The organism is Streptomyces sp. JH14 (assembly GCF_029428675.1).
Taxonomy (GTDB): Bacteria; Actinomycetota; Actinomycetes; order Streptomycetales; family Streptomycetaceae; genus Streptomyces.
In genome coordinates, this window is record NZ_JAJNEL010000001.1 from 3,155,917 (window position 1) to 3,178,949 (window position 23,033).

Genomic DNA, 23,033 nt, shown 5'->3' on the forward strand with positions numbered 1-23,033 from the left:
GTGATCACGCCCCCTGCTCCGGCTACGGCCGGGGCGGGGGGCGTTTTCGCGCGTCCAGCGTCAGGTGCTGGCCGGCGGTTCGGCCTGCCGAGCAACGAACGTCCCAATTCCTGGCTCGGTATGGGTGAGCCCCTCCGCACGCAGCGCCCTGTGCACCTTCTGCCCGGTCGACGTGCTGATGCCGAACTCCTCGAGCATGTCGACCACGGACGGAATCCGGGACCGCGGCGGGTACGTCCCATCAGCGATGCGCTCCCGGATGATGTCCGCTACCTGCTTCCACCGGGCAATATCCGGTTCCCACTCGACCATGCGCCCAGCATTGGTGTAGGGCACCAGACCACGCGAGATGTACTAGACCTACCAGGGTGCACCATGGCGGGCATATGGTGGTCGACACGAATAACCCCCGCGGCCGATGGCACGGCCCGGGGGTGCGGACACCAGCAACGGGAGCTGATGACATGAACGAGCCTACCGGGCAGGTGGCAGCCCAGCACAGGGCCATGGCCGTGCGGGGGGATCTACCGCCAGTCAACGAGCTCACCGAGCAGCAGCGCCGCGGGTGGCGGTGCGTCTGGTGCCGGTACCCCCTCACGGTGGGCGACGACATCGACCTCGGCGAGCAGCGCACCAGGCCGACCAACGGGGCCGCGTACTCGTGGTTCCCTCGCGCCTGCGCCGACTCCAAGGCGTGCACGAAGCGGGCCGAGCAGCAGGCCGCCGACCCGCTGCACCGGGGGCGGGCATGAAGACCGAGAGCACCGACATCATCACGCACGTCTGCTGGGACATGGACCCGGAAACTGCGGCGCGCTGCACTCGGGACCCCGGGCACGACGGGGACCACTTCGACCCGTACACCCGCGCGTCATGGGACCGCCCCGGAACCACCTGGCGCAGCTGACTCCCGCCCGTACCCGAGGCCGGCGGCGGCCAGGGTGCGGGCGGGCTTATTGCTCGTCGACCGGAGCCCCGACTGCACCCGCGGTCGGGGCTCTGCCGTGCCCGTTTCGCCCCCAACCTTGGAATCGAAGGCGTGGACGAGGGCCGCTCGCGCGCCACTCGGAACGGCTGCAAAACCGCAGGTCAGGGGGCATGACGTGCGTTACGCACGTCATGCCCTCGGCCCGTTTCTGGTAGAGGTGTCTTAACCAGAGTTCCGGGTTCCCGGCACCCGTGCCGCCGCTGATCAGATACGAGACCCGGGCCTCCACCAGCGCCCGCAGCACCCGGTCCCCACCCGGCGGCACGGTCCCCGCCGCAACCAGCTCCGCCAGCGAGAAGGCCCTGGGACGCACCACCCGCAGCGACAGACATGTGGAGCCGACGGACACCGGCGGCAGCACCGCATGCATCCGGGTCCCGTCCGGCAGCCGTGCGTCCACCCAGGGACGGGCGTCGTCCAGCCGCCGGCCTGCCACCGCCGCGAGCCTCTGCGCCAGCCTGCGCACAGCCGGAGCATCCCGAAAAGTCACCCCGGTGAGTTCGAGCCCGCCGCCCCGGTCCACCCAGACCCGATCCGGTGCGGACACCAGCACATCCGTCACCGCGGGATCGGCGAGCAGTGGTTCCAGTACCCCGGTGCCGACCAGTTCGCCACGCAACTCCTCTGCGGCGCCGAGCACTTCGGCATCGCCGAGCAGCCTGCCCTGGGCGCGCAGCGCGGCTGCCACCCCGGCCGGGGTCGGTGCGGCGCCGCTCTGCGCCAGCCGCTGCCGCACGGCGTCGAGCAGCGCGTCGGTCATGACGCACCGTCCCCGGCAACGCCTCCGGCGAGCGCCCGCTCCCAGAACGCCGTACAGAATCGAGCCAGCGGGCCGCGGGCGCTGCCGCCGGGCGGCCGGCCGCCGTCCTGGGCGGCCAGCAGCCCCGGCTCCAGCGGAAGTTCACCGGCGAGCGGCAGCCCCAGCGCATGGGCCACCCAGTGGTCGTCCAGCCCTGCCGCGTAGGGTCCGCGCGCCACCACCCGCAGGTCGCCGAGGACCATCGAGGTCATCGACGCCACCCGTTTCGCCGCAGCGACCGCCCGCAGTTCGCCGGGGACCACCAGCAGTCCGAGGTCCAGCTGAGCAAGCACCTCGGCCACCGACTCGTCCACCCGGCGCGGCAGATCGACGACCACCACCCCACCCAGCCTGCGCGCGGCCGCCAGCACCGCCTCCATGGCCGGTGGCGGAACGACCACCCAGTCGTCGCGGCCCCAGCTGAGGACCCGCAGCCCGTGCAGCGCGGGCAGTGACTCCTCCAGGGCGCCCCCGCCCACCCGCCCTTTGGAGTGGGCGAAATCCGGCCACCTCATGCCCTCGGCCCGCTCGCCGCCGAGCAGCACATCGATGCCACCGCCCAGCGGATCGCCGTCGACCAGCATGGTCCGCCGCCCACTTCTGGCCGCGGTCACGGCCAGCGCACAGGCCAGCGTCGACGCTCCCGCGCCACCCCTCCCGCCGATCACGCCGACGGTGAGCGCGGGCCGGCCCACGCCTTCCGCGGCATTGGCGATCTGATCGACGAGCCAGCTCTCCGCATCGGGCAGCCGCAGCACATATTCCGCCCCGATCTCCACGGCCTGCCGCCAGACGTCCGGGGCGTCCTGGTCGTGTCCGACGAGCATCACGCCCGGTCTGCGCGCGGCGCCCCGGCATCGCGCAGCCGCGTCGTCGCCCACCAGGACCATCGGGGCCTGCTCCCAGCCCCCTCTGCCCTCGGGCAGCGCGTGGTGGACCTCCGGCTCCGCTCCGGCGGCCGCGCACAGCCGCAGCAGATCGTCGAGCAGTTCCACATCCTCGGTCACGATCAGCGGTCCGCCGCGTCGCCCTTCGGCGACCGGCAGACGGTCCCGTGCGATGGATTCGGCCACGGTCTCCGCCCCCTTCTCACTGCACCTTCACCGCGGATTCGCAGCGATCTCGGAGCGTTCCGAGATCGGCGATATCCGGAACCCGCGGACTTCGCGGGTGGAATCACCGTGCAACGCCTCGGAAAATCTTGTGGATCTTGCTCAAAAACTGTGGACAACTCCACCGTTGTGAATATCTCCGTCACTCAAACCAGCGACTTCCGGAGAGCAGCCATTCCGTTACACACTGTGACGAGTCACGACAGTTCGAGAGCGCCGAAAAATGGGCCGTCACGGCCGAGAAGGAGGCAGAATGCTTGGTTCCGAGCCCAAAAAGGCGTCCGGACATGCGACGACCCCCGCCGGGGGGGAGAGCGGGGGTCGTCCCCACGGCCGACTCGGGGGGGGGAGGAGTCGGACCGGGTTAGCACGGTCGCGAACGATCCGTGACTTCCATGGTGTACCCGAGAGCCTTCTCAGGCAAACCCACGCGCCAGAGTTTACGCCGAATGGTGGGCCCCTATGCTCTGCCTTGTGGAAAACCACTCCTTGCCGCGCACAGCAGCCTTCTTTGACCTGGACAAGACGGTCATTGCGAAGTCTTCGACTCTGACCTTCAGCAAGTCCTTCTACCAAGGCGGACTGATCAACCGCCGTGCCGTACTGCGCACCGCGTACGCACAGTTCGTGTTCCTCGCCGGGGGCGCCGATCACGACCAGATGGAGCGGATGCGCGAATATCTCTCCGCGCTCTGCAAGGGCTGGAACGTCCGGCAGGTGAAGGAGATCGTCGCCGAGACCCTGCACGACCTGATCGACCCGATCATCTACGACGAGGCCGCCACCCTCATCGAGGAGCACCACACCGCCGGACGCGATGTGGTCATCGTTTCCACCTCGGGCGCCGAGGTCGTCGAGCCGATCGGTGAGCTGCTGGGCGCCGACCGGGTCGTCGCCACACGCATGGTCGTCGGTGACGACGGATGTTTCACCGGCGAGGTGGAGTACTACGCATACGGGCCGACGAAGGCCGAAGCCGTCAGGACGCTCGCCCTGACGGAGGGATACGACCTCTCACGCTGTTACGCCTACAGCGATTCCGCGACCGACGTGCCGATGCTCGAGTCCGTCGGCCACCCGCACGCAGTGAACCCGGACCGTGCGCTGCGACGTGAAGCGACGCTCCGGGATTGGCCGATTCTCGTCTTCGACCGACCGGTCCGGCTCAAGCAGCGGCTGCCCACGTTCTCCATCCCTCCCCGGCCGATGCTCGTCGCCGCGGCAGCGGTGGGTGCGGCAGCCCTCACCGCGGGACTGGTCTGGTACACCTCACGCCGACGCGCGACCGCAACACCCGCCTGACACCCCACGCCTGCAGCCACACCCGTACCCACACCAGCACCCTGCGAGCCTTGCCACGCCGGGCCCGCGGCTCGGCACCTACCGGACTCCGCCTCCGGAACTCGCCCTTGGGGTCCCGCCCGCTGAGCGCCGCCCGGCATGGCCGCTGTCCGGAGCCCACCTCCGGACAGCGGCCCGATCAGCGGCCCGGTCAGCGTCGTTCAACCTGTCCGGCCTGCCCTACTTGAACCTAAAAGTAAAGAATATGGCCAGCACTACCGCTTGCCCCGGCTCAGGAGTACAAAGGACTCAACGGCCCGCGAGACCAAGGACATCCGAAAGGATTACCTGTAACGCAGAGAAGGCCCCACGGACCGAAGCATGAAAACCGAGCACCCACGCGACGTCGACCCGTCGATTACGGGCCAGCCGCACCAGGAACGGGCTGAGTTCCCGACCTGATGGGCACTTATCGAGGACGCATGGTAACTGGGTGGACGTGCCAGCGGCGGTACCGAGGACGGTACCGCCGCAACCCTTTCATGGGGCGTGAAATCGGCATCCGAGCCCGAGAGTTGACGCTCCACGCGTCCGAGGTCGGCTACGCCGCCCCGCGCTGGAGCGCCTCGCAGACCGCCGTCGACTCCCTGACCCCCAACTCCACCGATCGCCCGCAGTGCGCAATCCAGGCAGCCATGCCGCGCGGCGTCCCCGACACATAACCCTCGAACGCCGCGAGGTACGCCGCCCGGCCCTGCTCGGCATGGCCGACCTCGGCGGGGCAGATCGACTTCGGGTCGAGCCCGCTCCCGATCAGTACGATCCGCTCGGCGGTCCGCGCGACCAGCCCGTTGCGCGAGCCGAAGGGACGCAGCGCAAGCAGTTCGCCGTGCACGACCGCCGCCGTCACCAGCGCGGGCGCCGTGCTCCCCGCAAGGATCAGCCCGGAGAGGCCTTCCAGCCTCCCGGCGACCTCGTCCGCGTCCGGCAGCGGCGCTTCGATCAGCGGCTCGTCCACCGGTTCGCCCGCCAGTCGCGGACGGCCGACCGCATCCTCGGGCGCGGCTCCGCCGGCCGCCACGAGATGCAGCCGGGCGAGAACCCGCAGCGGTGACTGCCGCCAGATGGAGAGCAGTTGGCCCGCCTCGGCGGTGAGCCGGAGGGCCGCTCCGATCACCTGCGACTCGCTGTCACCACTGAAGTCGGTACGTCGGCGCACCTCCTCCAGGTTCCAGTCGGCGCCGGAGAGTGCGGCGGAGCCGCGGGCGCCGCGCAGCGCCGCCTCCGCGGTGACCTCGTTGCTGCGGCGCCGCATGACGCGGTGACCGTAGACCCGGTCGACGGCCTTGCGTACGGAGTCCACCGCATCGGCGACCCCCGGCAGGGCGCCCAGGGTGGCAAGCGGATCTGGGGCAGGCGTACTCATAAGTAGCGAGGCTACGCGCCCCCTACACCCATACCGCCCCGGAGTGGCCTTCTTCACGAAGTTCGACAGCGGAACGCAGTTGGGCGGCTACCCTAGGTGAACATGAAGATCGCTTTCGTGGGGAAGGGCGGCAGCGGCAAGACCACGCTGTCCTCGCTCTTCATCCGCCACCTTGCCGCCAATGAAGCCCACGTCGTCGCGGTGGACGCCGACATCAACCAGCACCTGGGGGCCGCGCTCGGCCTCGACGAGGAGGAGGCGGCGGTGCTGCCCGCCATGGGTGCGCACCTCCCCCTGATCAAGGAGTATCTGCGCGGCAGCAACCCCCGCATCGCCTCCACCGAAACGATGATCAAGACGACTCCGCCCGGCGAGGGCTCGCGGCTGTTGCGCGTCCGTGAGGACAACCCGGTCTACGACGCCTGTGCCCGCACGGTCGCCCTGGACGACGGGGACATCCGGTTGATGGCCACCGGGCCGTTCACCGAATCGGATCTGGGGGTGGCGTGCTACCACTCCAAGGTCGGCGCGGTCGAGCTCTGCCTCAACCATCTCGTCGACGGCCCCGACGAGTATGTGGTCGTCGACATGACAGCGGGCTCGGACTCCTTCGCGTCCGGGATGTTCACCCGCTTCGACATGACGTTCCTGGTCGCTGAGCCGACCCGCAAGGGCGTCTCGGTCTACCGCCAGTACAAGGAGTACGCGCGGGACTTCGGGGTCGCCCTGAAGGTCGTCGGAAACAAGGTGCAGGGCCAGGACGATCTGGACTTCCTGCGGGCCGAGGTCGGCGACGACCTGCTGGTGAGCGTCGGGCACTCCGACTGGGTACGGGCGATGGAGAAGGGCCGGCCGGCTCGCTTCGAGCTGCTGGAGGCGGACAACCGGATGGCTCTGCAGGCCCTGCAGAACGCGGCGGAGGATTCGTACGAAGAGCGCGACTGGGAGCGTTACACGCGACAGATGGTCCACTTCCATCTGAAGAACGCCGCGAGCTGGGGCAACGAAAAGACGGGCACCGATCTGGCTGCCCAGGTCGACCCCGCCTTCGTGCTCGACGAGCGGATCACCCATTCCGGCGCCGCCCAGCCCGCCTGAGCGGGTCGCAACACCTCACCGCTTAGCCCTGCCGCCCGAGCGGGTCGCGACACCTGACCGCTCACCTCTGCCGCCCGGCCGCCCCGCCCCGCGCCGATCCCCGACAGCCGGTCGCCCTCAACCCGGCGACCGGCCCGGCGGCAAAGGCTCAGCGCTCCGCAGGCATCCCGTCGGCCGCGCCGGGCGCGTGGTCCGTCCTGGAGGACCGTTGGAGGCAGGCCACCCAGTACGTCATGTGCGCGTGGTACTTCCTGCCGACCTCGCGGAAGCGCGAGAACGGTTTCCGGCCGCCCTCGCCCGCGCCGTCTCACGAGAACACCATGAACTGCGACGGCTTCTGACCGGGTGCCAGGTGCTTCGGTCGCGGCTGCTCGGGCCGGCTCCCGGTGAAGGCGGTAAAGCCATCGCCCGGAGCCGTAAGGCGTTCTCGACGGCACTCCGGGAGCGTTCCGCCTCGACTCGGCAGCCCCTCTCCCGACGCTCGCCCCCACACCACCCGAAGCAGCAGCTGAACTGCGGCCCGCGCCGACAGCCGAACCGGAACCGTCCGAAGCAGAAGGCGAGCCGGAACCCGAGCAGCCGGCCGCTCCCAGATCAGCGCCACGGCCGTGACGCCGTGACGCCCAGGGCGACCCTCTTCGTGGCAGCCACCATCCGCCCGCTATCTGCCTTTTCAGGCATTTTGCACGGAAAATACCGACACAGCGCGGCCAAGATCGCGTGCGCCCTCGACGGAATCGGGACGACAACTCATACGCAAAGCACCTTATTCACTTTAATGGGTGATCGAGTGGACCATTTGACCTGAATCATGGACACAAATCTTTACTCTCCATTACGATTCATTTACTGAGCGTTGAGAAATCCCGCCGCTGCACGCCGTGACCCACGGCCGCGTCCCCCACATTCCGCGACCGCGCTGCCCCGGAGGAGACGGGAAACATGTCTGCCTGCGTCCCCACTCGTCATGACCGCACATCCCACAGTTCGCTGCCTTCCCGCGCCTCGGGAATCAAGCGGCCTCACAGCCCGCCACCACCGCACCCCCGCGGACGATTCCGCGTCACGGGCGCCGATCTGTCCGCATCGATCACTGTCTTTCTCATCGCCGTTCCCATGTCGCTCGGCCTGGCCGTCGCCATGGACGCCCCGCTGGAGGCCGGACTCATCTCCGCCGCGGTCGGCGGCATCGTCGCCGGGCTGATCGGCGGCACGCCCCTCCAGGTCAGCGGTCCTTCCGCCGGACTGACGGTGGTCACAGCCGAGTTGATCCAGATCTACGGCTGGCGCACCACCTGCGCGATCACTATCGGCGCCGGGCTTCTGCAGATCCTGCTGGGCTCATTGCGAGCGGCGCGCAGCGCTCTCGCCGTCAGCCCCGCCATCGTGCACGGCACTCTTGCCGGCATCGGCGTGGCCATCGCACTCGCCCAACTGCACATCGTGCTCGGCGGCTCACCACAGAGTTCGGCCGTCGCCAACGTCCTGTCGTTGCCGGACCGATTGGGACGGCTGAGCCCCGCGGCGTCCATGATCGGTGCGCTGACCATCGCCGTACTGGTGGTGTGGCCGCGGCTCCCCGGACGGATCGGGAAACGGCTACGGCGGATTCCGGCGGCCCTCGTCTCCGTGGTGCTCGCGACGGCGGTGGCCGCGGTCGCGGCGCCCGGGATCGCCCGGGTCGATCTGCCCTCCTGGCGTTCGCATGCCCTGCCCGAACTGCCGCAGGGGCCCGTGACGGCCCTGGTTACCGCTGTGCTCACGGTGCTGCTGGTGGCCAGTCTCGAGTCGCTGCTCGCCGCGGTGGCCGTGGACAAGCTGACCGCCGACCGCACCGGCGCGCGAACCACCGACTCGGTCCCCAGCGCCCCCGAGAGCCCGCTTGCCACCACAGCTCCACCTGCCATGGGTACCGCCACCGCCCCGCCGGTCCAGCGCTCCGACCTGGATCGGGAGTTGCGCGGTCAAGGCATCGCCAATGTGCTGTCCGGGCTGCTCGGCGGCTTGCCGGTGTCAGGAGGCGCGGTGCGGAGTTCGGCGAATGTACGGGCCGGGGCCACCGGCCGCGCGGCCACCGTGCTGCACGGCGTCTGGGTGCTTCTGGCCGCCGGGCTGCTGGTCACGGTCCTGGAGTGGATCCCGCTGGCGGCGCTCGCCGCCCTGGTGATGATGGTCGGATTCCAGATGGTGAGTTTCGCCCACATCCGCAACGTCCACAGGCACCGCGAATTCCCGGCATACGCGGCGACGATCACCGGCGTGGTGCTCTTCGGCGTGCTGAAGGGCGTGGCCATCGGGATCGCCGTGGCCGTGGCCGTCGCGCTCCACCGGCTGGCCCGTACCAGGATCACGGTGACCGATCAGAACGGTCAGCATCTGGTGATCGTGCGCGGACAGTTGACGTTCCTGGCAGTGCCACGGCTCAGCCGGGCCCTCAGCCAGCTGCCGCAGGGCGGGGACGCGGTGGTCGAGTTGGACGGCTTCTTCATGGACCATGCGGCGTACGAGACGATCCAGGACTGGAGCAACGCCCAGACCGCCCAAGGCGCCCGGATCGTCTTCACCGGTCGATCCGGCGGCCGGATCGCCGAACCCGCCTCGGCGGCCCACTCCTGCTGCCGCCCCTGGACGCCATGGCGCAACCACCACTGCCACGACCGGCCCGGGCAGCGCGCCGCCGGCACTACGGCCGGCGCCCGCCGGAGCGCCGCCACCAAGGCCGCCTTCGACCCCGGGAAGCACCTGGCCGACGGCCCCGGCACGGGCTCGGTGGTCGCCGATTCCCACGCCTACGTCACTCCGGTGCCCCGTGCCACCGACGCCATCACCCCCACCGGCCACGCCGACCGGACCGAAGACCCCTTCGGGAGAGCCGCCGCTCCCCGCCTGAGCGGGACGCACCGGCTGGTCAGCGGGCTGAGTTCGTTCCAGCGCAATACGGCTCCGCTGGTGCGCGGCGAGCTGGCCCGGCTGGCCCGCGAGGGGCAGCGCCCCTCTCAGCTCTTCATCACCTGCGCGGACTCCCGTCTGGTCACCAGCATGATCACGGCCAGTGGCCCGGGTGACCTGTTCACCGTGCGGAACGTGGGCAACCTGGTCCCCCCGCCGGGGGCGGAGGCCGGTGACGACTCGGTGGGCGCCGCGATCGAGTACGCGGTGGATGTACTGAAGGTCGAATCCATCACCGTCTGCGGCCACTCCGGCTGCGGCGCGATGCAGGCGCTGACGGGCGCGAAGCCGGGCACCCCGCAGACGTCCCTGTGGCGCTGGCTGCGGCACGGTCTGCCGAGTCTGGAGCGGATGGCGTCCCGGCATCAGGCGTGGGCACGGATCTCCGGACGGCTCCCAGCCGATGCGGTGGAGCAGCTCTGCCTCACCAATGTGGTCCAGCAGCTGGACCATCTGCGGGCCCATGAGTCGGTGGCGCGGCGACTCGCGGAAGGCACACTCCAGTTGCACGGGATGTACTTCCATGTCGGTGAGGCACAGGCGTACCTGCTGACCGACGACGCGAGCGCCGGTACGGGGATGGACGAGGTCTTCGACCGGGTGGGCCCCGGTGACCCGTACAGCCACGCCGGCTCGTACGACACCATCGCCGATCCCACGGGTCACGACGGGCTCGGCGCCCCCGTCGCCCCCGGGGACAGCACCGATCCGGTCGGCCCGTCCGGTTCCGACGGGTTGGAACGCACGAGCGCCTGAACCACATGCGCCTCGGGTCCGTGAGACCTTGTGGTCATTCCTCATACACGAAAGCACAGGTCTAAACCAATTCCCGGCAGACACTTGTCACCCGGCCCCTGGCCTGATGAGCTATGCCCTGGGACACAACGGACACCCTGGGAATGGGAGATGTCGTGAGCAACGAGAGCTTGGCCAATCTGCTTCGGGAAGATCGTCGGTTCGCACCCCCCGCCGATCTGGCCGCCGACGCCAACGTCACAGCCGAGGCGTACGCGCAGGCAGAGGCGGACCGGCTGGGCTTCTGGGCCGAGCAGGCCCGGCGCCTGACCTGGGCCACGGAGCCGACCGAGACGCTCGACTGGAGCAACCCGCCCTTCGCGAAGTGGTTCGCCGACGGCAAGTTGAACGTCGCGTACAACTGCGTGGACCGCCACGTCGAGGCGGGCCACGGCGACCGGGTGGCCATCCACTTCGAGGGCGAGCCGGGCGACAGCCGTGCGATCACCTACGCGGAGCTGAAGGACGAGGTCTCCCGCGCAGCCAACGCCCTCACCGAACTCGGCGTCGGCAAGGGCGACCGGGTCGCCGTCTATCTGCCGATGATCCCCGAGGCCGCCGTCGCGATGCTGGCCTGCGCCCGCATCGGCGCCGCGCACTCGGTGGTCTTCGGCGGCTTCTCCGCGGACGCCATCGCCGCCCGTATCCAGGACGCGGACGCCAAGGTCGTCATCACGGCCGACGGTGGCTACCGCCGCGGCAAGCCGTCCGCGCTGAAGCCCGCCGTGGACGACGCCGTCTCCCGCATCGACGCCGTCGAGCACGTCCTCGTGGTGCGGCGCACCGGCCAGGACACCCCGTGGACCGAGGGCCGCGACGTCTGGTGGCACGAGATCACCGGCCGCCAGTCCACCGAGCACGCCCCGGAGGCGTTCGACGCCGAGCAGCCGCTCTTCATCCTCTACACGTCGGGCACGACGGGTAAGCCGAAGGGCATCCTGCACACGTCCGGCGGGTACCTCACGCAGGCTGCGTACACGCACCACGCGGTCTTCGACCTCAAGCCGGAGACCGACGTCTACTGGTGCACCGCCGACATCGGCTGGGTGACCGGCCACTCGTACATCGTGTACGGACCGCTGGCCAACGGCGCGACGCAGGTGATGTACGAGGGCACGCCCGACACCCCCCACCAGGGACGCTTCTGGGAGATCGTCCAGAAGTACGGCGTGACGATCCTCTACACCGCACCGACCGCGATCCGTACGTTCATGAAGTGGGGAGACGACATCCCCGCCAAGTTCGACCTGTCGTCGCTGCGGATCCTCGGCTCGGTCGGTGAGCCGATCAACCCCGAGGCGTGGATCTGGTACCGCAAGCACATCGGCGCCGACAAGTGCCCGATCGTGGACACCTGGTGGCAGACCGAGACCGGCGCGATGATGATCTCGCCGCTTCCCGGTGTCACGGAGACCAAGCCGGGTTCGGCGCAGCGGGCGCTGCCCGGTATCGCCGCCACCATCGTCGACGACGAGGCCAACGAGGTTCCGAACGGCGGGGGCGGCTACCTCGTCCTCACCGAGCCGTGGCCGTCGATGCTCCGCACCATCTGGGGCGACGACCAGCGCTTCATCGACACCTACTGGTCGCGCTTCGAGGGCAAGTACTTCGCGGGCGACGGCGCCAAGAAGGACGAGGACGGCGACATCTGGCTGCTCGGCCGCGTCGACGACGTGATGCTCGTGTCCGGGCACAACATCTCGACCACCGAGGTCGAGTCGGCGCTCGTGTCGCACCCGTCCGTCGCCGAGGCCGCCGTGGTCGGTGCGGCCGACGAGACGACCGGCCAGGCCATCGTCGCGTTCGTGATACTGCGTGGCACGGCGTCCGCCTCCGACAGCCTCGTCGCCGATCTGCGCAACCACGTCGGTGCCACGCTCGGCCCGATCGCCAAGCCGAAGCGGATCCTGCCGGTCGCCGAGCTGCCGAAGACCCGATCCGGCAAGATCATGCGGCGACTGCTGCGCGATGTCGCGGAGAACCGCGAGCTGGGCGATGTCACCACGCTCACCGACTCCTCGGTGATGGACCTCATCCAGACACAGCTGCCGTCGTCGTCCTCCGAGGACTGAGACGCAGCGTCCCCCGCGGGGCGAAACATCGTCCTGCGGGGGGAACAGCGGGATCGAGCGGTACGACCCCGAGGGGCATCCGGAAACGCGCCGGGTGCCCCTCGGGCATTTAGGGTGAAAAACACTGGATACGGCCCCGCACGCCCCAGGTACAGTGGCAGCTGCATCAACAACACATCAAGAAATTTCCACAGGGTGTGCCGGGAAGTCTGGTCGGCAAGTGCATCAGCCATGCCATTGCTGCCGTACCGACCCGGAGGTCTTGACCCGTGGCCGCGCCCACCCCCGCACCCCGCTCCCCCCGCCGGACCTTTCTCGGGCGCCTCTCCCTTCCCGAGCGGAACTACCTCGCGGACGCCCTTCGCACCGAGACCGTCGGCGGAGTCATCCTGCTGGTCGCCGCCATCGCCTCACTGGTCTGGGCAAACACCTTCAGCTCCGGTTACCGGACCATCAGCGACTTCCACCTCGGGCCGCACTCCCTGGGGCTGAACCTCTCCGTGGAGCACTGGGCGGCCGACGGGCTGCTCGCGGTCTTCTTCTTCGTCGCGGGCGTCGAACTCAAACGGGAACTGGTCGCGGGGGACCTCCGTGACCGCAAGGCAGCCGCCCTCCCGGTCGTCGCCGCCCTGTGCGGAATGGCTGTGCCGGCCGTCGTCTACACACTGGTGAACGTGTTCGGCGGCGGTGACACAGGCGGCTGGGCAGTCCCCACCGCGACCGACATCGCCTTCGCACTGGCCGTCCTCGCGGTCATCGGCACCTCGCTGCCGTCCGCGCTCCGCGCCTTCCTGCTCACGCTCGCCGTCGTCGACGACCTCTGCGCAATCCTGATCATCGCCGTCTTCTTCACCGCGGACATCAACTTCCTGGCGCTCATCGGCGCCGTCGTCGGCCTCGCCGTCTTCTGTCTGCTGCTGCACAAGAACGTGCGCGGCTGGTACGTCTACGTACCGCTCGCCCTGATCATCTGGGGCCTGATGTACAACAGCGGCGTCCACGCCACCATCGCCGGTGTCGCCATGGGCCTGATGCTGCGCTGCACCCGGCGCGAGGGCGAGGAGCACTCCCCCGGCGAGCACATCGAGCACCTGATACGCCCGCTGTCGGCCGGTCTCGCCGTGCCCCTGTTCGCGCTCTTCTCGGCCGGGGTCTCACTCTCCGGTGACGCGCTGGCGGGGGTCTTCGCCCGCCCCGAGACGCTCGGTGTCGTGCTGGGGCTCGTCGTCGGCAAGACGGTGGGCATCTTCGGCGGAACATGGCTGGCCGCCCGCTTCACCAGGGCGGAGCTGAACGAGGACCTGGCCTGGGCGGACGTCCTCGCGGTCGCCTCGCTCGCCGGGATCGGCTTCACCGTCTCCCTGCTCATCGGCGAGCTCGCGTTCGAAGGGGACGCCGGCCTCACCAACGAGATCAAGGCCGCGGTGCTGACGGGTTCCCTGATTTCGGCCGTGATCGCCGGTGTACTGCTCAAACTCCGGGTACGCAGATACCGGGCGCTGTACGAGGCGGAGGAGCTCGACGAGGACCAGGACGGAGTGCCCGACATCTACGAACAGGAGAATCCGGAGTACCACCTTCGGATGGCTGCGCTCCACGAGAAGAAGGCCGCGGAGCATCGCCGCCTTGCCGAACTGGCGGGGGCAGCGAGCAGCAAGCCGGACAGTCCGGCATGATCTGACACCAGATGTGTTGAGCTGGAGCAGAAGAGGGAGTCAGGGATGAGCGACCCCGGCAACTACGCGGGCAGCGCCGACCGCAGTCTCGGGCAGCTGGTCGCCTCGGCGACGGCCGAGGTGTCCGCACTCGTGCACGACGAGATCGCCCTGGCCAAGGCCGAGGTGCGGCAGGACGTCAAGCGGGGTGTGACCGGCAGTGTGGCGTTCATCATCGCGGGTGTGCTGATCCTCTTCGCGGTGCCGGTGCTGAGCTTTGCGGCGGCGTACGGAATCCACAACCTGGGGCTCGGGCTCGCCTGGTCGTTCCTGATCGTGGGCGCCGCCTTCATCCTGCTGGGAGCGCTGCTCGCCCTGTTCGCCGTCGCCAAGTTCAAGAAGGTCAAGCCGCCGGAGAAATCCATCGCGTCGGCCAAGCAGACGGCGGCCGTGCTGCAGGGCGTCAAGCCGCATCCGCGGCCCGCCGTCACGGCGGGCGCGAGCCTGCCGGCCGTCACCAGCTCGGGCGGCACGCCGTCGGGCAAGGCCGTGGCGAAGGCTTCGGTCCAGGACGAGGCATCTGCTGTGGCACGCTCGTCCGCATGACCGTCCCCGATTTCAGCGCATTCGGCCCGACTGGCGCCGGCTCCGGTTCCGGCTCGGCCGGACCCGTACGCCTCGACGGTCCCTGGACCCACCGCGACGTGGCGGCCAACGGTGCGCGCTTCCACATCGCCGAGCTGGGCGACGGGCCGCTGGTGCTGCTGCTCCACGGCTTCCCGCAGTTCTGGTGGACCTGGCGCCATCAGCTGACCGCGCTCGCCGGCGCCGGATTCCGTGCCGTCGCGATGGATCTGCGCGGAGTGGGCGGCAGCGACCGCACGCCGCGGGGTTACGACCCCGCCAACCTGGCCCTCGACATCACCGGCGTGATCCGTTCGCTCGGTGAGCCGGACGCGGCTCTGGTCGGCCACGACATGGGCGGCTACCTCGCCTGGACGGCCGCGGTGATGCGGCCGAAGCTGGTGCGCCGACTGGCTGTCTCCTCGATGCCGCACCCGCGCCGCTGGCGGTCCTCCATGCTCTCCGACTTCGCGCAGTCCCGGGCAGGCTCGTACATCTGGGGCTTCCAGCGGCCATGGGTGCCGGAGCGTCAGCTCGTCGCGGACGACGCGGCGTTGGTGGGCCGGCTGATCCGTGACTGGTCGGGACCACGCGCGACGGAGTTCCCCGACGACGCGGTGGTGGACGTCTACCGGCGTGCGATGTGCATCCCGTCGACGGCCCACTGCTCGATCGAACCGTACCGCTGGATGGTGCGGTCCATGGCACGTCCGGACGGCATCCAGTTCAACCGGAGGATGAAGCGCCCCGTGCGGGTGCCCACGCTGCATCTGCACGGATCGCTCGATCCGGCCGTCCGTACGCGGAGTTCGGCCGGGTCCGGCGAGTACGTCGAAGCGCCCTACCGTTGGCGACTTTTCGACGGTCTGGGGCACTTCCCGCACGAGGAGGATCCGGACGGGTTCTCGACCGAACTCATCAACTGGCTCAAGGATCCCGAACCGGACCGGTAGCCCGGGCAGCCGCGCGCGACGGGCTCCCGGGACGGCCGGAACGGTCACCCGGTGGAACCAACCGGTGGCTGGAAGCGCACAGTTGTCCGACGAACAGCCAATTGCCCGGCGCATAGGCCAATTGGCTGAGGCATGGGCGATTACCGACCATGAGGCACGGGCAGACGTCGGGGTATGGGCTGGACGCACGACTTCGGTGACGCAGCACGCAATCGCCGCTCGACCGCTACGGCGGATCCGGGCACTCATGAGGGGGACGGCCCCCAGGGCCGGGTGCACCGTGCACATCTGCACGATCCCCGGCTGGGCATTCCCCGCATCCTCCGCCGCCGGGCCCGCTGGGTCTCGGCGCGACTGCGGCATCCCCGCGGATGACCCGCCCCTCACCCGCTCACACGGCGGGGGCTGCGTGCGGGGCAACTGCCCCGCACTCTCTCGTCCCCCCGCGTCCTACAGCGCGCACCCCTGGCTGTCGACCTGCTGGTTGGCGGCGCGGCCGGCGGTGATGTCCTGGCGGATCTCGTCGGCCGTGAGGGCATAACCCGTGCGGGCGTCGTCCAGCGACTTGGCGAACACGACCCCGTACACCTTGCCGTCGGGCGTGAGCAGTGGGCCGCCGGAGTTGCCCTGGCGGATGGTCGTGTAGAGCGAGTACACATCGCGGCGGACCGTGTCCCGGTGGTAGATGTCCGGGCCGTTGGCGTCGATGCGGGCGCGGACACGGGCGGCACGCACGTCGTACGAGCCGTTCTCCGGGAAGCCCGCGACTATGGCGCTGTTCCCCGTCCGCGCGTCTTGGTCGGTGCCGGTGAACTTCAGCGGCGCCGCGTCGAGGTCCGGGACGTCGAGTACGGCGATGTCGCGCTGCCAGTCGTAGAGGACGACCTTCGCGTCGTACAGCCGCCCCTGGCCGCCGATCTGGACGGTCGGCTCGTCGACGCCGCCGACGACGTGCGCGTTGGTCATCACCCGGCGGTCGGAGAAGACGAAGCCGGTGCCTTCGAGTACCTTGCCGCAGCTCGGGGCCGTACCGACGACCTTGACGATGGACTGCTTGGCGCGTGCCGCGACGGGGCTGCTGACCAACGTCGGGTCCGGGGCCTGGACCTCGGTGATCGGCTCGTTGGCGAAGGGGCTGAAGACCTGCGGGAAGCCGTTCTGCGCGAGGACCGAGGAGAAGTCCGTGAACCAGGTGGAGGCCTGGGCGGGCATCACCCGGGAGATGCCGAGCAGCACCGAGGAGCTGCGGACCTCCTTGCCCAGCGTGGGCAGTGACGTTCCCGCGAGGGCGGAGCCGATCAGCCACGCCACCAGCAGCATCGCGACCACGTTGACCAGCGCGCCGCCGGTCGCGTCGAGGGCGCGGGCGGGTGACCACGTGATGTAGCGGCGGAGTTTGTTGCCGAGGTGCGTGGTGAAGGCCTGGCCGACCGACGCGCACACGATCACGATCACGACCGCGACGACAGCCGCCGTCGAGGAGACCTCGGAGCCGTCGGTCAGCTGGTCCCACAGGACCGGGAGCAGATAGACGGCCACCAGGCCGCCGCCGAGAAAGCCGATCACCGACAGGATGCCGACGACGAAGCCCTGGCGGTAGCCGATCACTGCGAACCACACGGCGCCGGCCAGCAGCAGGATGTCCAGCACGTTCACCGTCTATTGCCCTCGCAGATTCGTCACCGGACCCGTTTTCGTTCGGCTGGGACCGGGCAGGCCCGGGGGGCCCCAGCACGGGAGTCAGCCTGTCATGCGCGCCAGTCGAGCGGCACCTGTCTGGTCCTGTCCCACGGGCGCTCCCAGCCGGCGAAATGCAGAATGCGGTCGATCACCCCGGCCGTGAAACCCCAGACCAGGGCGGATTCGACCAGAAATGCCGGGCCGCGGTGACCGCTGGGATGCCGGGTCGTCACCCGATTGGCCGGATCCGTGAGATCCGCCACGGGAACCGTGAAGACCCGGGCCGTCTCCGCCGGATCGACGACTCCGACCGGGCTCGGCGCCCGCCACCAGCCGAGGACCGGCGTCACCACGAAGCTGCTCACCGGGATGTAGAGCCTGGGCAGCACACCGAAGAGCTGGACACCGCGGGGATCGAGACCGGTCTCCTCCTCGGCCTCCCGCAGAGCGGCCCTGAGCGGCCCCGTGGTCGCCTGGTCGCCGTCCTCCGGGTCCAGTGCGCCGCCGGGGAACGAGGGCTGCCCCGCGTGGGAACGCAGGGACCCGGAGCGCTCCATCAGAAGCAGCTCGGGGCCGCGCTCACCCTCGCCGAACAGGATGAGGACCGCGGACTGCCGTCCCGCACCGCTCTCGGGCGGCAGGAATCGGCTGAGCTGCAGGGGCTCGATGGTCCGTGCGGCGCGGGCGACGGGCTCCAGCCAGCCGGGCAGCCCCTCGGTCGTGACGGCGACGGCCTCGTCACGGCCCGCGTCCGTGGCACCGGCGCGGTCCGGTTCGCGCCTCTGGGCGTCGCGCCGCTCGTACGCCTGCTCACGGGTCCGTGCGTACCCGTCTGCGCGTCGCTGCTCGCGGTCCTGCTCGTAAGGCTGCAGGCGGCCCTCTGCGTGCCCCTGCGCCGAGCTCTGGTCCTGTGCCCCGGAGGTCTCTGCGCGGCCCTCCGCATGGCCCTCCGGGCGGCCTTGGACGTGACTGTGGTCGTGGCTCTGTTCATGCGTCTTCATCGGCACCCCTCGTCGTCTCACAACGCCTGTCGCCGCGCATTTCGTTCCTGAGCGGGCGCCCTCGTCGGTCGGCTGCCGCCCGTGTCACCCGGCTCCCAGCGGCGGAGCGGGCTTCCCCGGGTAGTCCGGCGGCGGGCTGAGCCGCTGGCCGGGCTGCCCGCCCATCTCGTACTTCAGGAGCTTGCGCGCCTTCTCCGGGTCGGTCTCACCCTCGCCGTACGAGGGGCAGAGCGGGGCGATCGGACAGGCACCGCACGCGGGCTTGCGAGCGTGGCAGATACGGCGGCCGTGGAAGACGACGCGGTGCGAGAGCATCGTCCACTCGCTCTTGGGGAAGATCGCGGCGATCTCCGCCTCGACCTTCTCCGGGTCCTCCTGGTCCGTCCATTTCCAGCGGCGGACCAGCCGCCCGAAGTGGGTGTCGACCGTGATGCCGGGGACGCCGAAGGCATTGCCGAGGACGACATTGGCGGTCTTGCGGCCGACACCCGGCAGCGTGACCAGGTCCGCCAGCCGGCCCGGTACCTCACCGCCGAAGTCGTCCCTGAGCGATGCGGAGAGCCCTATCAGCGACTTGGCCTTGGCGCGGAAGAAGCCGGTCGGCCGGATGATCTCCTCCAGCTCCTCCGGGACGGCCGCCGCCATGTCCTCGGGGGTCGGGTAGGCGGCGAAGAGCGCGGGGGTGGTCTGGTTGACCCTCAGGTCGGTGGTCTGGGCGGACAGGACCGTGGCGACGAGGAGCTCGAAGGGATTCCTGAAGTCCAGCTCCGGGTGGGCGTACGGGTAGACCTCGGCGAGCTCGCGGTTGATCCGGCGGGCGCGGCGGACCATCGCGAGGTGGGATTCCGGCTTTCCGGGCTTCGTGTCCTTCACCGGCTTCTTCGCACTCCCCGACACCGTCCGCCTCCCCGGCTTCACCGTTGGGCTTTTTGTCGCCTCTGCCGGGTGATTCGCACCCTGTTCGCCCACAGCGGAATTACGGCCTTCCGACACCCCATCAGCCCCCTTGGCCTGCGCTCTCACCGGCGATTTGGACACCCGGCCAGCCTAGAGCCAGGCACTGACATCCGCCCCGGTCACCGCGGATCCGCCCTCAATCGGCCCCCTGCCGCACGGTGAGCCGCGCCCGTGCGTCAAACTGGTTTGTGATTGATCGCACTGTTTTACCGTCCGGCATGATGGGGACCACGGTTCCCTGAACAGGCCGACAAGGAGAGAACTCGTGGACGACGTTCTGCGGCGCGCCCCGCTTTTCGCGGCGCTCGATGACGAACAGGCCGCGGAGCTCCGCGCCTCGATGAGTGAGGTGACCCTCGCACGCGGCGACGCGCTCTTCCACGAGGGCGACCAGGGCGACCGCCTGTATGTGGTCACCGAGGGCAAGGTGAAGCTCCACCGCACGTCCCCCGACGGACGCGAGAACATGCTCGCGGTCCTCGGCCCCGGTGAGCTGATCGGTGAGCTGTCGCTCTTCGACCCGGGCCCGCGCACCGCCACCGCGACCGCGCTCACCGAGGTCAAGCTCCTCGGCCTCGGCCACGGCGACCTGCAGCCCTGGCTGAACGCCCGCCCCGAGGTGGCCACGGCCCTGCTGCGTGCCGTCGCCCGCCGCCTGCGCAAGACCAACGACCAGATGTCCGACCTGGTCTTCTCCGACGTACCGGGCCGTGTCGCCCGCGCCCTCCTCGACCTGTCGCGCCGGTTCGGCGTCCAGTCGGAGGAAGGCATCCACGTCGTCCACGACCTGACCCAGGAAGAGCTGGCCCAGCTGGTCGGCGCCTCCCGCGAGACGGTCAACAAGGCGCTCGCGGACTTCGCGGGCCGCGGCTGGCTGCGCCTGGAGGCGCGGGCCGTGATCCTGCTGGACGTGGAGCGCCTCGCGAAGCGTTCGCGCTAGCCGCGGACGCCGCCTCGTAGCGACGTGGAGGGTCCCGTCGGATGGCGGGACCCTCCACGCATGTCCGCCCCGTACACGCGCCTGCGACGTCCACGCGTCGCCTCGCGTCAGATCAGCCCGTGCTCCCCCAGATACTCCAGCTGGGCCAGCACCGAGAGCTGCGCCGCCGGCCAGAGCGAGCGGTCCACATCGGCGTACACCTGGGCCACCACCTCGGAGGCCGTACGGTGCCCCGCCTCCACCGCCGTCTCCACCTGCGCCAGCCGGTGCGCGCGGTGTGCGAGGTAGAACTCGACCGCGCCCTGGGCGTCGTCCAGCACCGGTCCATGCCCCGGCAGCACCGTGTGCACCCCGTCGTCGACCGTCAGCGAGCGCAGCCGCCGCAGCGAGTCGAGGTAGTCGCCGAGCCGCCCGTCCGGGTGCGCGACGACCGTCGTGCCGCGTCCCAGGACGGTGTCCCCCGTCAGCACCGCCCGGTCGGCGGGCAGATGGAAGGAGAGCGAGTCCGCGGTGTGCCCCGGGGTCGGGACGACGTGCATCTCCAGACCCCCGGTCGTGATGACGTCGCCCGGGGACAGGCCCTCGTCACCGAGGCGCAGCGCCGGGTCCAGCGCCCGCACTCTCGTCCGGGTCAGCTCGGCGAAGCGCGCCGCGCCCTCCGCGTGGTCGGGGTGCCCGTGGGTGAGGAGGGTGAGCGCGACCCGCCGTCCCGCGCGCTCGGCGGTGTCGATGACGGCCTGCAGATGGCTGTCGTCCAGCGGGCCCGGGTCGATGACGACCGCGAGGTCGGAGTCCGGTTCGGCGACGATCCAGGTGTTGGTGCCGTCGAGGGTCATCGCCGAGGCGTTGGGCGCGAGGACGTTGACCGTACGAGTGGTGGCAGGACCGGACACGACTCCGCCGCGCGGCTGTCCGGGAAGAACCGCTGCCTCGCTCACAGGACCTCACCGCCCGCGCCGCCGGCCGGAATGTGTTTGGTGAACTCGTCGTGCCCCGGCCAGCTCAGCACCAACTCGTCGCCGTCGAGCCGGGCCTGCGCGAGGACGGGGGTGAGGTCCTGCGAGGACGCGGCCTTCAGTGCCTCGGCCGCGGTGGCGTACGGCCGCAGCTGACGCAGCGTCGACACGGTCGGCGGCATCATCAGCAGCTCGCCCCTGTCGTACCCGTCGGCGGCATCAGCGGGGGCGATCCACACCGTACGGTCGGCCTCCGTGGAGGCGTTGCGGGTGCGCTGGCCCTCGGGGAGCGCGGCGACGAAGAACCAGGTGTCGTAGCGGCGCGGCTCGAACTCGGGCGTGATCCAGCGCGCCCACGCCCCGAGCAGATCGGAGCGCAGTACCAGGCCGCGCCGGTCCAGGAACTCGGCGAAGGACAGCTCGCGGGCGATCAGCGCCTCCCGGTCGGCCTCCCAGTCGGCGCCCGTGGTGTCTCCGACGACCGTGTCGGCGGTCGGCCCGGCGAGGAGGACACCCGCCTCCTCGTACGTCTCGCGGACCGCCGCACAGACGACGGCCTGCGCCTCGGCCGCCGTACCGACACCGAGCCGCTCGGCCCAGCTCTCCAGCGCGGGGCCGGCCCAGCCGACGAGGCGGTCGTCGTCGCGCGGATCGACCCCGCCACCCGGATAGGCGTACGCGCCTCCGGCAAAAGCCATGGAGGCGCGGCGGCGCAACATGTGGACGGTGGGCAGGCCGCCGGCGTCAGCGGGGTCCCGGAGCAGCATCACGGTGGCGGCGCGCCGGGGAGTCGCGGCCGTCAGCTCGCCCGCGGCGAGCGCCCGGATCCGGTCGGGCCATTCCGGTGGGTACCACTGACCATTGGACATGGCCGGAGGCTATCCGGAACCGCGTCGATGTTCGAGGGGTGCCGGTCGCGCCACCCGCGATCCCGAATGATGCCGCCCGGTCGCCCCTCCACGACCCGTCCCCGAACGCGCGATCCCGCCCGGTCGCATCGACCGGACGGGATCGCGGAGACCACTCGTCCCACCACTGCGGCGGCGGCTCAGGCCCCGGTCAGCTCGACCTGGACCTCGACCTCGACCGGTGCGTCCAGCGGAAGCACCGCGACGCCCACCGCGCTGCGCGCGTGCACGCCCTTGTCGCCGAGCACCGCGCCCAGCAGCTCGCTCGCACCGTTGATCACGGCGGGCTGTCCGGTGAAGTCGGCGGCCGAGGCGACGAAGCCCACGACCTTCACGACCCGCTTGATCCGGTCCAGGTCACCGGCGACCGACTTCACGGCGGCCAGCGCGTTGAGCGCGCAGGTCTTCGCCAGCTCCTTGGCCTCGTCCGGCGTGACCTCGGCACCGACCTTGCCGGTGACCGAGAGCTTGCCCTCCACCATGGGCAGTTGGCCCGATGTGTACACATATACACCGGATTGGACGGCCGGCTGGTACGAGGCCAGCGGCGGTACGACGTCCGGCAGCGTCAGCCCGAGCTCGGCGAGCTTCGCCTCGACGGCGCCCGCCACTACGCCTTCTCCCGCTTCAGGTAGGCCACGAGCTGCTCGGGGTTGTTCGGGCCGGGAACGACCTGGACCAGCTCCCAGCCGTCCTCGCCCCAGGTGTCCAGAATCTGCTTGGTCGCGTGCACGAGAAGCGGCACGGTCGCGTATTCCCACTTGGTCATGGGCCGACTGTAATGCCTGGCACGTACGGCCTCGTGCGTAGCCCGCGGCCCGACTGGTTAGGCTCGAATA

General features: G+C 70.1%; 21 protein-coding genes and 2 pseudogenes. 11 read left to right on the forward strand and 12 right to left on the reverse strand.

The features are described from left to right. Nucleotides 1-60 precede the first annotated feature (60 nt). A complete protein-coding gene (locus tag LRD69_RS14175; protein ID WP_346771907.1) occupies nt 61-336 on the reverse strand; it encodes a winged helix-turn-helix domain-containing protein in 276 nt (91 codons plus the stop codon). Between the two features lie 128 nt (nt 337-464). Here LRD69_RS14175 and LRD69_RS14180 point away from each other — a divergent pair, with 128 nt between their 5' ends. Further along, nucleotides 465-752 (forward strand): hypothetical protein, encoded by a 288-nt coding sequence (locus LRD69_RS14180; protein WP_277326939.1) that lies wholly within the window; start codon nt 465-467, stop codon nt 750-752. Continuing rightward, the gene (locus tag LRD69_RS14185; RefSeq protein ID WP_277326940.1) at nt 749-907 is read left to right on the forward strand and encodes a hypothetical protein; all 159 of its coding nucleotides are present in this window, start codon (nt 749-751) and stop codon (nt 905-907) included. The genes LRD69_RS14180 and LRD69_RS14185 overlap by 4 nt, the downstream gene beginning before the upstream one ends. A gap of 262 nt (nt 908-1,169) precedes the next feature. Here LRD69_RS14185 and LRD69_RS14190 read toward each other — a convergent pair. Further along, a pseudogene (locus LRD69_RS14190) lies at nt 1,170-1,748 on the reverse strand (ATPase, T2SS/T4P/T4SS family); the annotation flags it as partial. After that, on the reverse strand, nt 1,745-2,860 hold the full coding sequence (gene ssd / locus LRD69_RS14195; protein WP_277326941.1) for a septum site-determining protein Ssd: 1,116 nt from the start codon (nt 2,858-2,860) through the stop codon (nt 1,745-1,747). The gene ssd and the pseudogene LRD69_RS14190, both read right to left, overlap by 4 nt. A 501-nt stretch (nt 2,861-3,361) precedes the next feature. Between ssd and LRD69_RS14200 the strand changes: the two genes are divergently transcribed. Further along, on the forward strand, nt 3,362-4,201 hold the full coding sequence (locus LRD69_RS14200; RefSeq protein ID WP_277326942.1) for an HAD-IB family hydrolase: 840 nt from the start codon (nt 3,362-3,364) through the stop codon (nt 4,199-4,201). Nucleotides 4,202-4,781: 580 nt separating this feature from the next. On the opposite strand, the gene LRD69_RS14205 is transcribed toward LRD69_RS14200, so the two are convergent. Further along, nucleotides 4,782-5,606 (reverse strand): oxidoreductase, encoded by an 825-nt coding sequence (locus tag LRD69_RS14205; RefSeq protein ID WP_277326943.1) that lies wholly within the window; start codon nt 5,604-5,606, stop codon nt 4,782-4,784. 102 nt (nt 5,607-5,708) lie between these two features. On the opposite strand from LRD69_RS14205, the gene LRD69_RS14210 reads away from it, so the two are divergent. Then, a complete protein-coding gene (locus LRD69_RS14210) occupies nt 5,709-6,704 on the forward strand; it encodes an ATP-binding protein (protein WP_277326944.1) in 996 nt (331 codons plus the stop codon). Between the two features lie 223 nt (nt 6,705-6,927). Here the strand turns inward: LRD69_RS14210 and LRD69_RS14215 are convergent. Next, nucleotides 6,928-7,170 (reverse strand): annotated as a pseudogene (locus tag LRD69_RS14215) (hypothetical protein); the annotation flags it as partial. Nucleotides 7,171-7,646: 476 nt separating this feature from the next. Here LRD69_RS14215 and LRD69_RS14220 point away from each other — a divergent pair. The 6 genes from LRD69_RS14220 to LRD69_RS14245 all read left to right on the forward strand — a co-directional run bounded on the left by LRD69_RS14220 (nt 7,647) and on the right by LRD69_RS14245 (nt 16,127). After that, nucleotides 7,647-10,409, forward strand: a complete 2,763-nt coding sequence (locus tag LRD69_RS14220) for a bifunctional SulP family inorganic anion transporter/carbonic anhydrase (protein WP_277326945.1) — start codon at nt 7,647-7,649, stop codon at nt 10,407-10,409. 113 nt (nt 10,410-10,522) lie between these two features. Continuing rightward, nucleotides 10,523-12,520, forward strand: coding sequence for an acetate--CoA ligase (gene acs, locus LRD69_RS14225; RefSeq protein WP_277326946.1), 1,998 nt, complete (start codon nt 10,523-10,525; stop codon nt 12,518-12,520). 269 nt (nt 12,521-12,789) lie between these two features. Then, nucleotides 12,790-14,196, forward strand: a complete 1,407-nt coding sequence (gene nhaA / locus LRD69_RS14230; RefSeq protein ID WP_277326947.1) for a Na+/H+ antiporter NhaA — start codon at nt 12,790-12,792, stop codon at nt 14,194-14,196. A 45-nt stretch (nt 14,197-14,241) separates the two neighbouring features. Beyond that, nucleotides 14,242-14,781 (forward strand): phage holin family protein, encoded by a 540-nt coding sequence (locus LRD69_RS14235; protein ID WP_277326948.1) that lies wholly within the window; start codon nt 14,242-14,244, stop codon nt 14,779-14,781. Continuing rightward, complete coding sequence (locus tag LRD69_RS14240; RefSeq protein ID WP_277326949.1) at nt 14,778-15,752, forward strand: alpha/beta hydrolase; 975 nt, start codon at nt 14,778-14,780, stop codon at nt 15,750-15,752. The genes LRD69_RS14235 and LRD69_RS14240 overlap by 4 nt, the downstream gene beginning before the upstream one ends. A 174-nt stretch (nt 15,753-15,926) precedes the next feature. Next, on the forward strand, nt 15,927-16,127 hold the full coding sequence (locus LRD69_RS14245) for a hypothetical protein (protein ID WP_277326950.1): 201 nt from the start codon (nt 15,927-15,929) through the stop codon (nt 16,125-16,127). 75 nt (nt 16,128-16,202) lie between these two features. On the opposite strand, the gene LRD69_RS14250 is transcribed toward LRD69_RS14245, so the two are convergent. The 3 genes from LRD69_RS14250 to nth form a co-directional block, all read right to left on the reverse strand. After that, nucleotides 16,203-17,408 carry a MarP family serine protease gene (locus tag LRD69_RS14250; protein WP_277326951.1) on the reverse strand — a complete coding sequence of 402 codons (1,206 nt, stop codon included), beginning with the start codon at nt 17,406-17,408 and terminating at the stop codon, nt 16,203-16,205. Between the two features lie 92 nt (nt 17,409-17,500). Then, nucleotides 17,501-18,142 carry a CoA pyrophosphatase gene (locus LRD69_RS14255; RefSeq protein WP_277329734.1) on the reverse strand — a complete coding sequence of 214 codons (642 nt, stop codon included), beginning with the start codon at nt 18,140-18,142 and terminating at the stop codon, nt 17,501-17,503. Nucleotides 18,143-18,517: 375 nt separating this feature from the next. After that, nucleotides 18,518-19,330 carry an endonuclease III gene (gene nth / locus LRD69_RS14260; RefSeq protein WP_277326952.1) on the reverse strand — a complete coding sequence of 271 codons (813 nt, stop codon included), beginning with the start codon at nt 19,328-19,330 and terminating at the stop codon, nt 18,518-18,520. A 325-nt stretch (nt 19,331-19,655) separates the two neighbouring features. Between nth and LRD69_RS14265 the strand changes: the two genes are divergently transcribed. Further along, nucleotides 19,656-20,330: a Crp/Fnr family transcriptional regulator gene (locus tag LRD69_RS14265; protein WP_030925113.1), complete on the forward strand. Its 675-nt coding sequence runs from the start codon at nt 19,656-19,658 to the stop codon at nt 20,328-20,330. 107 nt (nt 20,331-20,437) lie between these two features. On the opposite strand, the gene LRD69_RS14270 is transcribed toward LRD69_RS14265, so the two are convergent. The 4 genes from LRD69_RS14270 to LRD69_RS14285 all read right to left on the reverse strand — a co-directional run bounded on the left by LRD69_RS14270 (nt 20,438) and on the right by LRD69_RS14285 (nt 22,963). Next, on the reverse strand, nt 20,438-21,268 hold the full coding sequence (locus LRD69_RS14270) for an MBL fold metallo-hydrolase (RefSeq protein WP_277326953.1): 831 nt from the start codon (nt 21,266-21,268) through the stop codon (nt 20,438-20,440). Beyond that, nucleotides 21,265-22,155, reverse strand: a complete 891-nt coding sequence (locus LRD69_RS14275) for an NUDIX hydrolase (RefSeq protein WP_277326954.1) — start codon at nt 22,153-22,155, stop codon at nt 21,265-21,267. The genes LRD69_RS14270 and LRD69_RS14275 overlap by 4 nt, the downstream gene beginning before the upstream one ends. 179 nt (nt 22,156-22,334) lie before the next feature. Continuing rightward, the gene (locus LRD69_RS14280; RefSeq protein WP_277326955.1) at nt 22,335-22,805 is read right to left on the reverse strand and encodes a RidA family protein; all 471 of its coding nucleotides are present in this window, start codon (nt 22,803-22,805) and stop codon (nt 22,335-22,337) included. After that, entirely contained in the window at nt 22,805-22,963 is a 159-nt protein-coding gene (locus LRD69_RS14285) for a DUF4177 domain-containing protein (RefSeq protein ID WP_003967454.1), read from the reverse strand. The genes LRD69_RS14280 and LRD69_RS14285 overlap by 1 nt, the downstream gene beginning before the upstream one ends. Between the last annotated feature and the right edge of the window lie 70 nt (nt 22,964-23,033).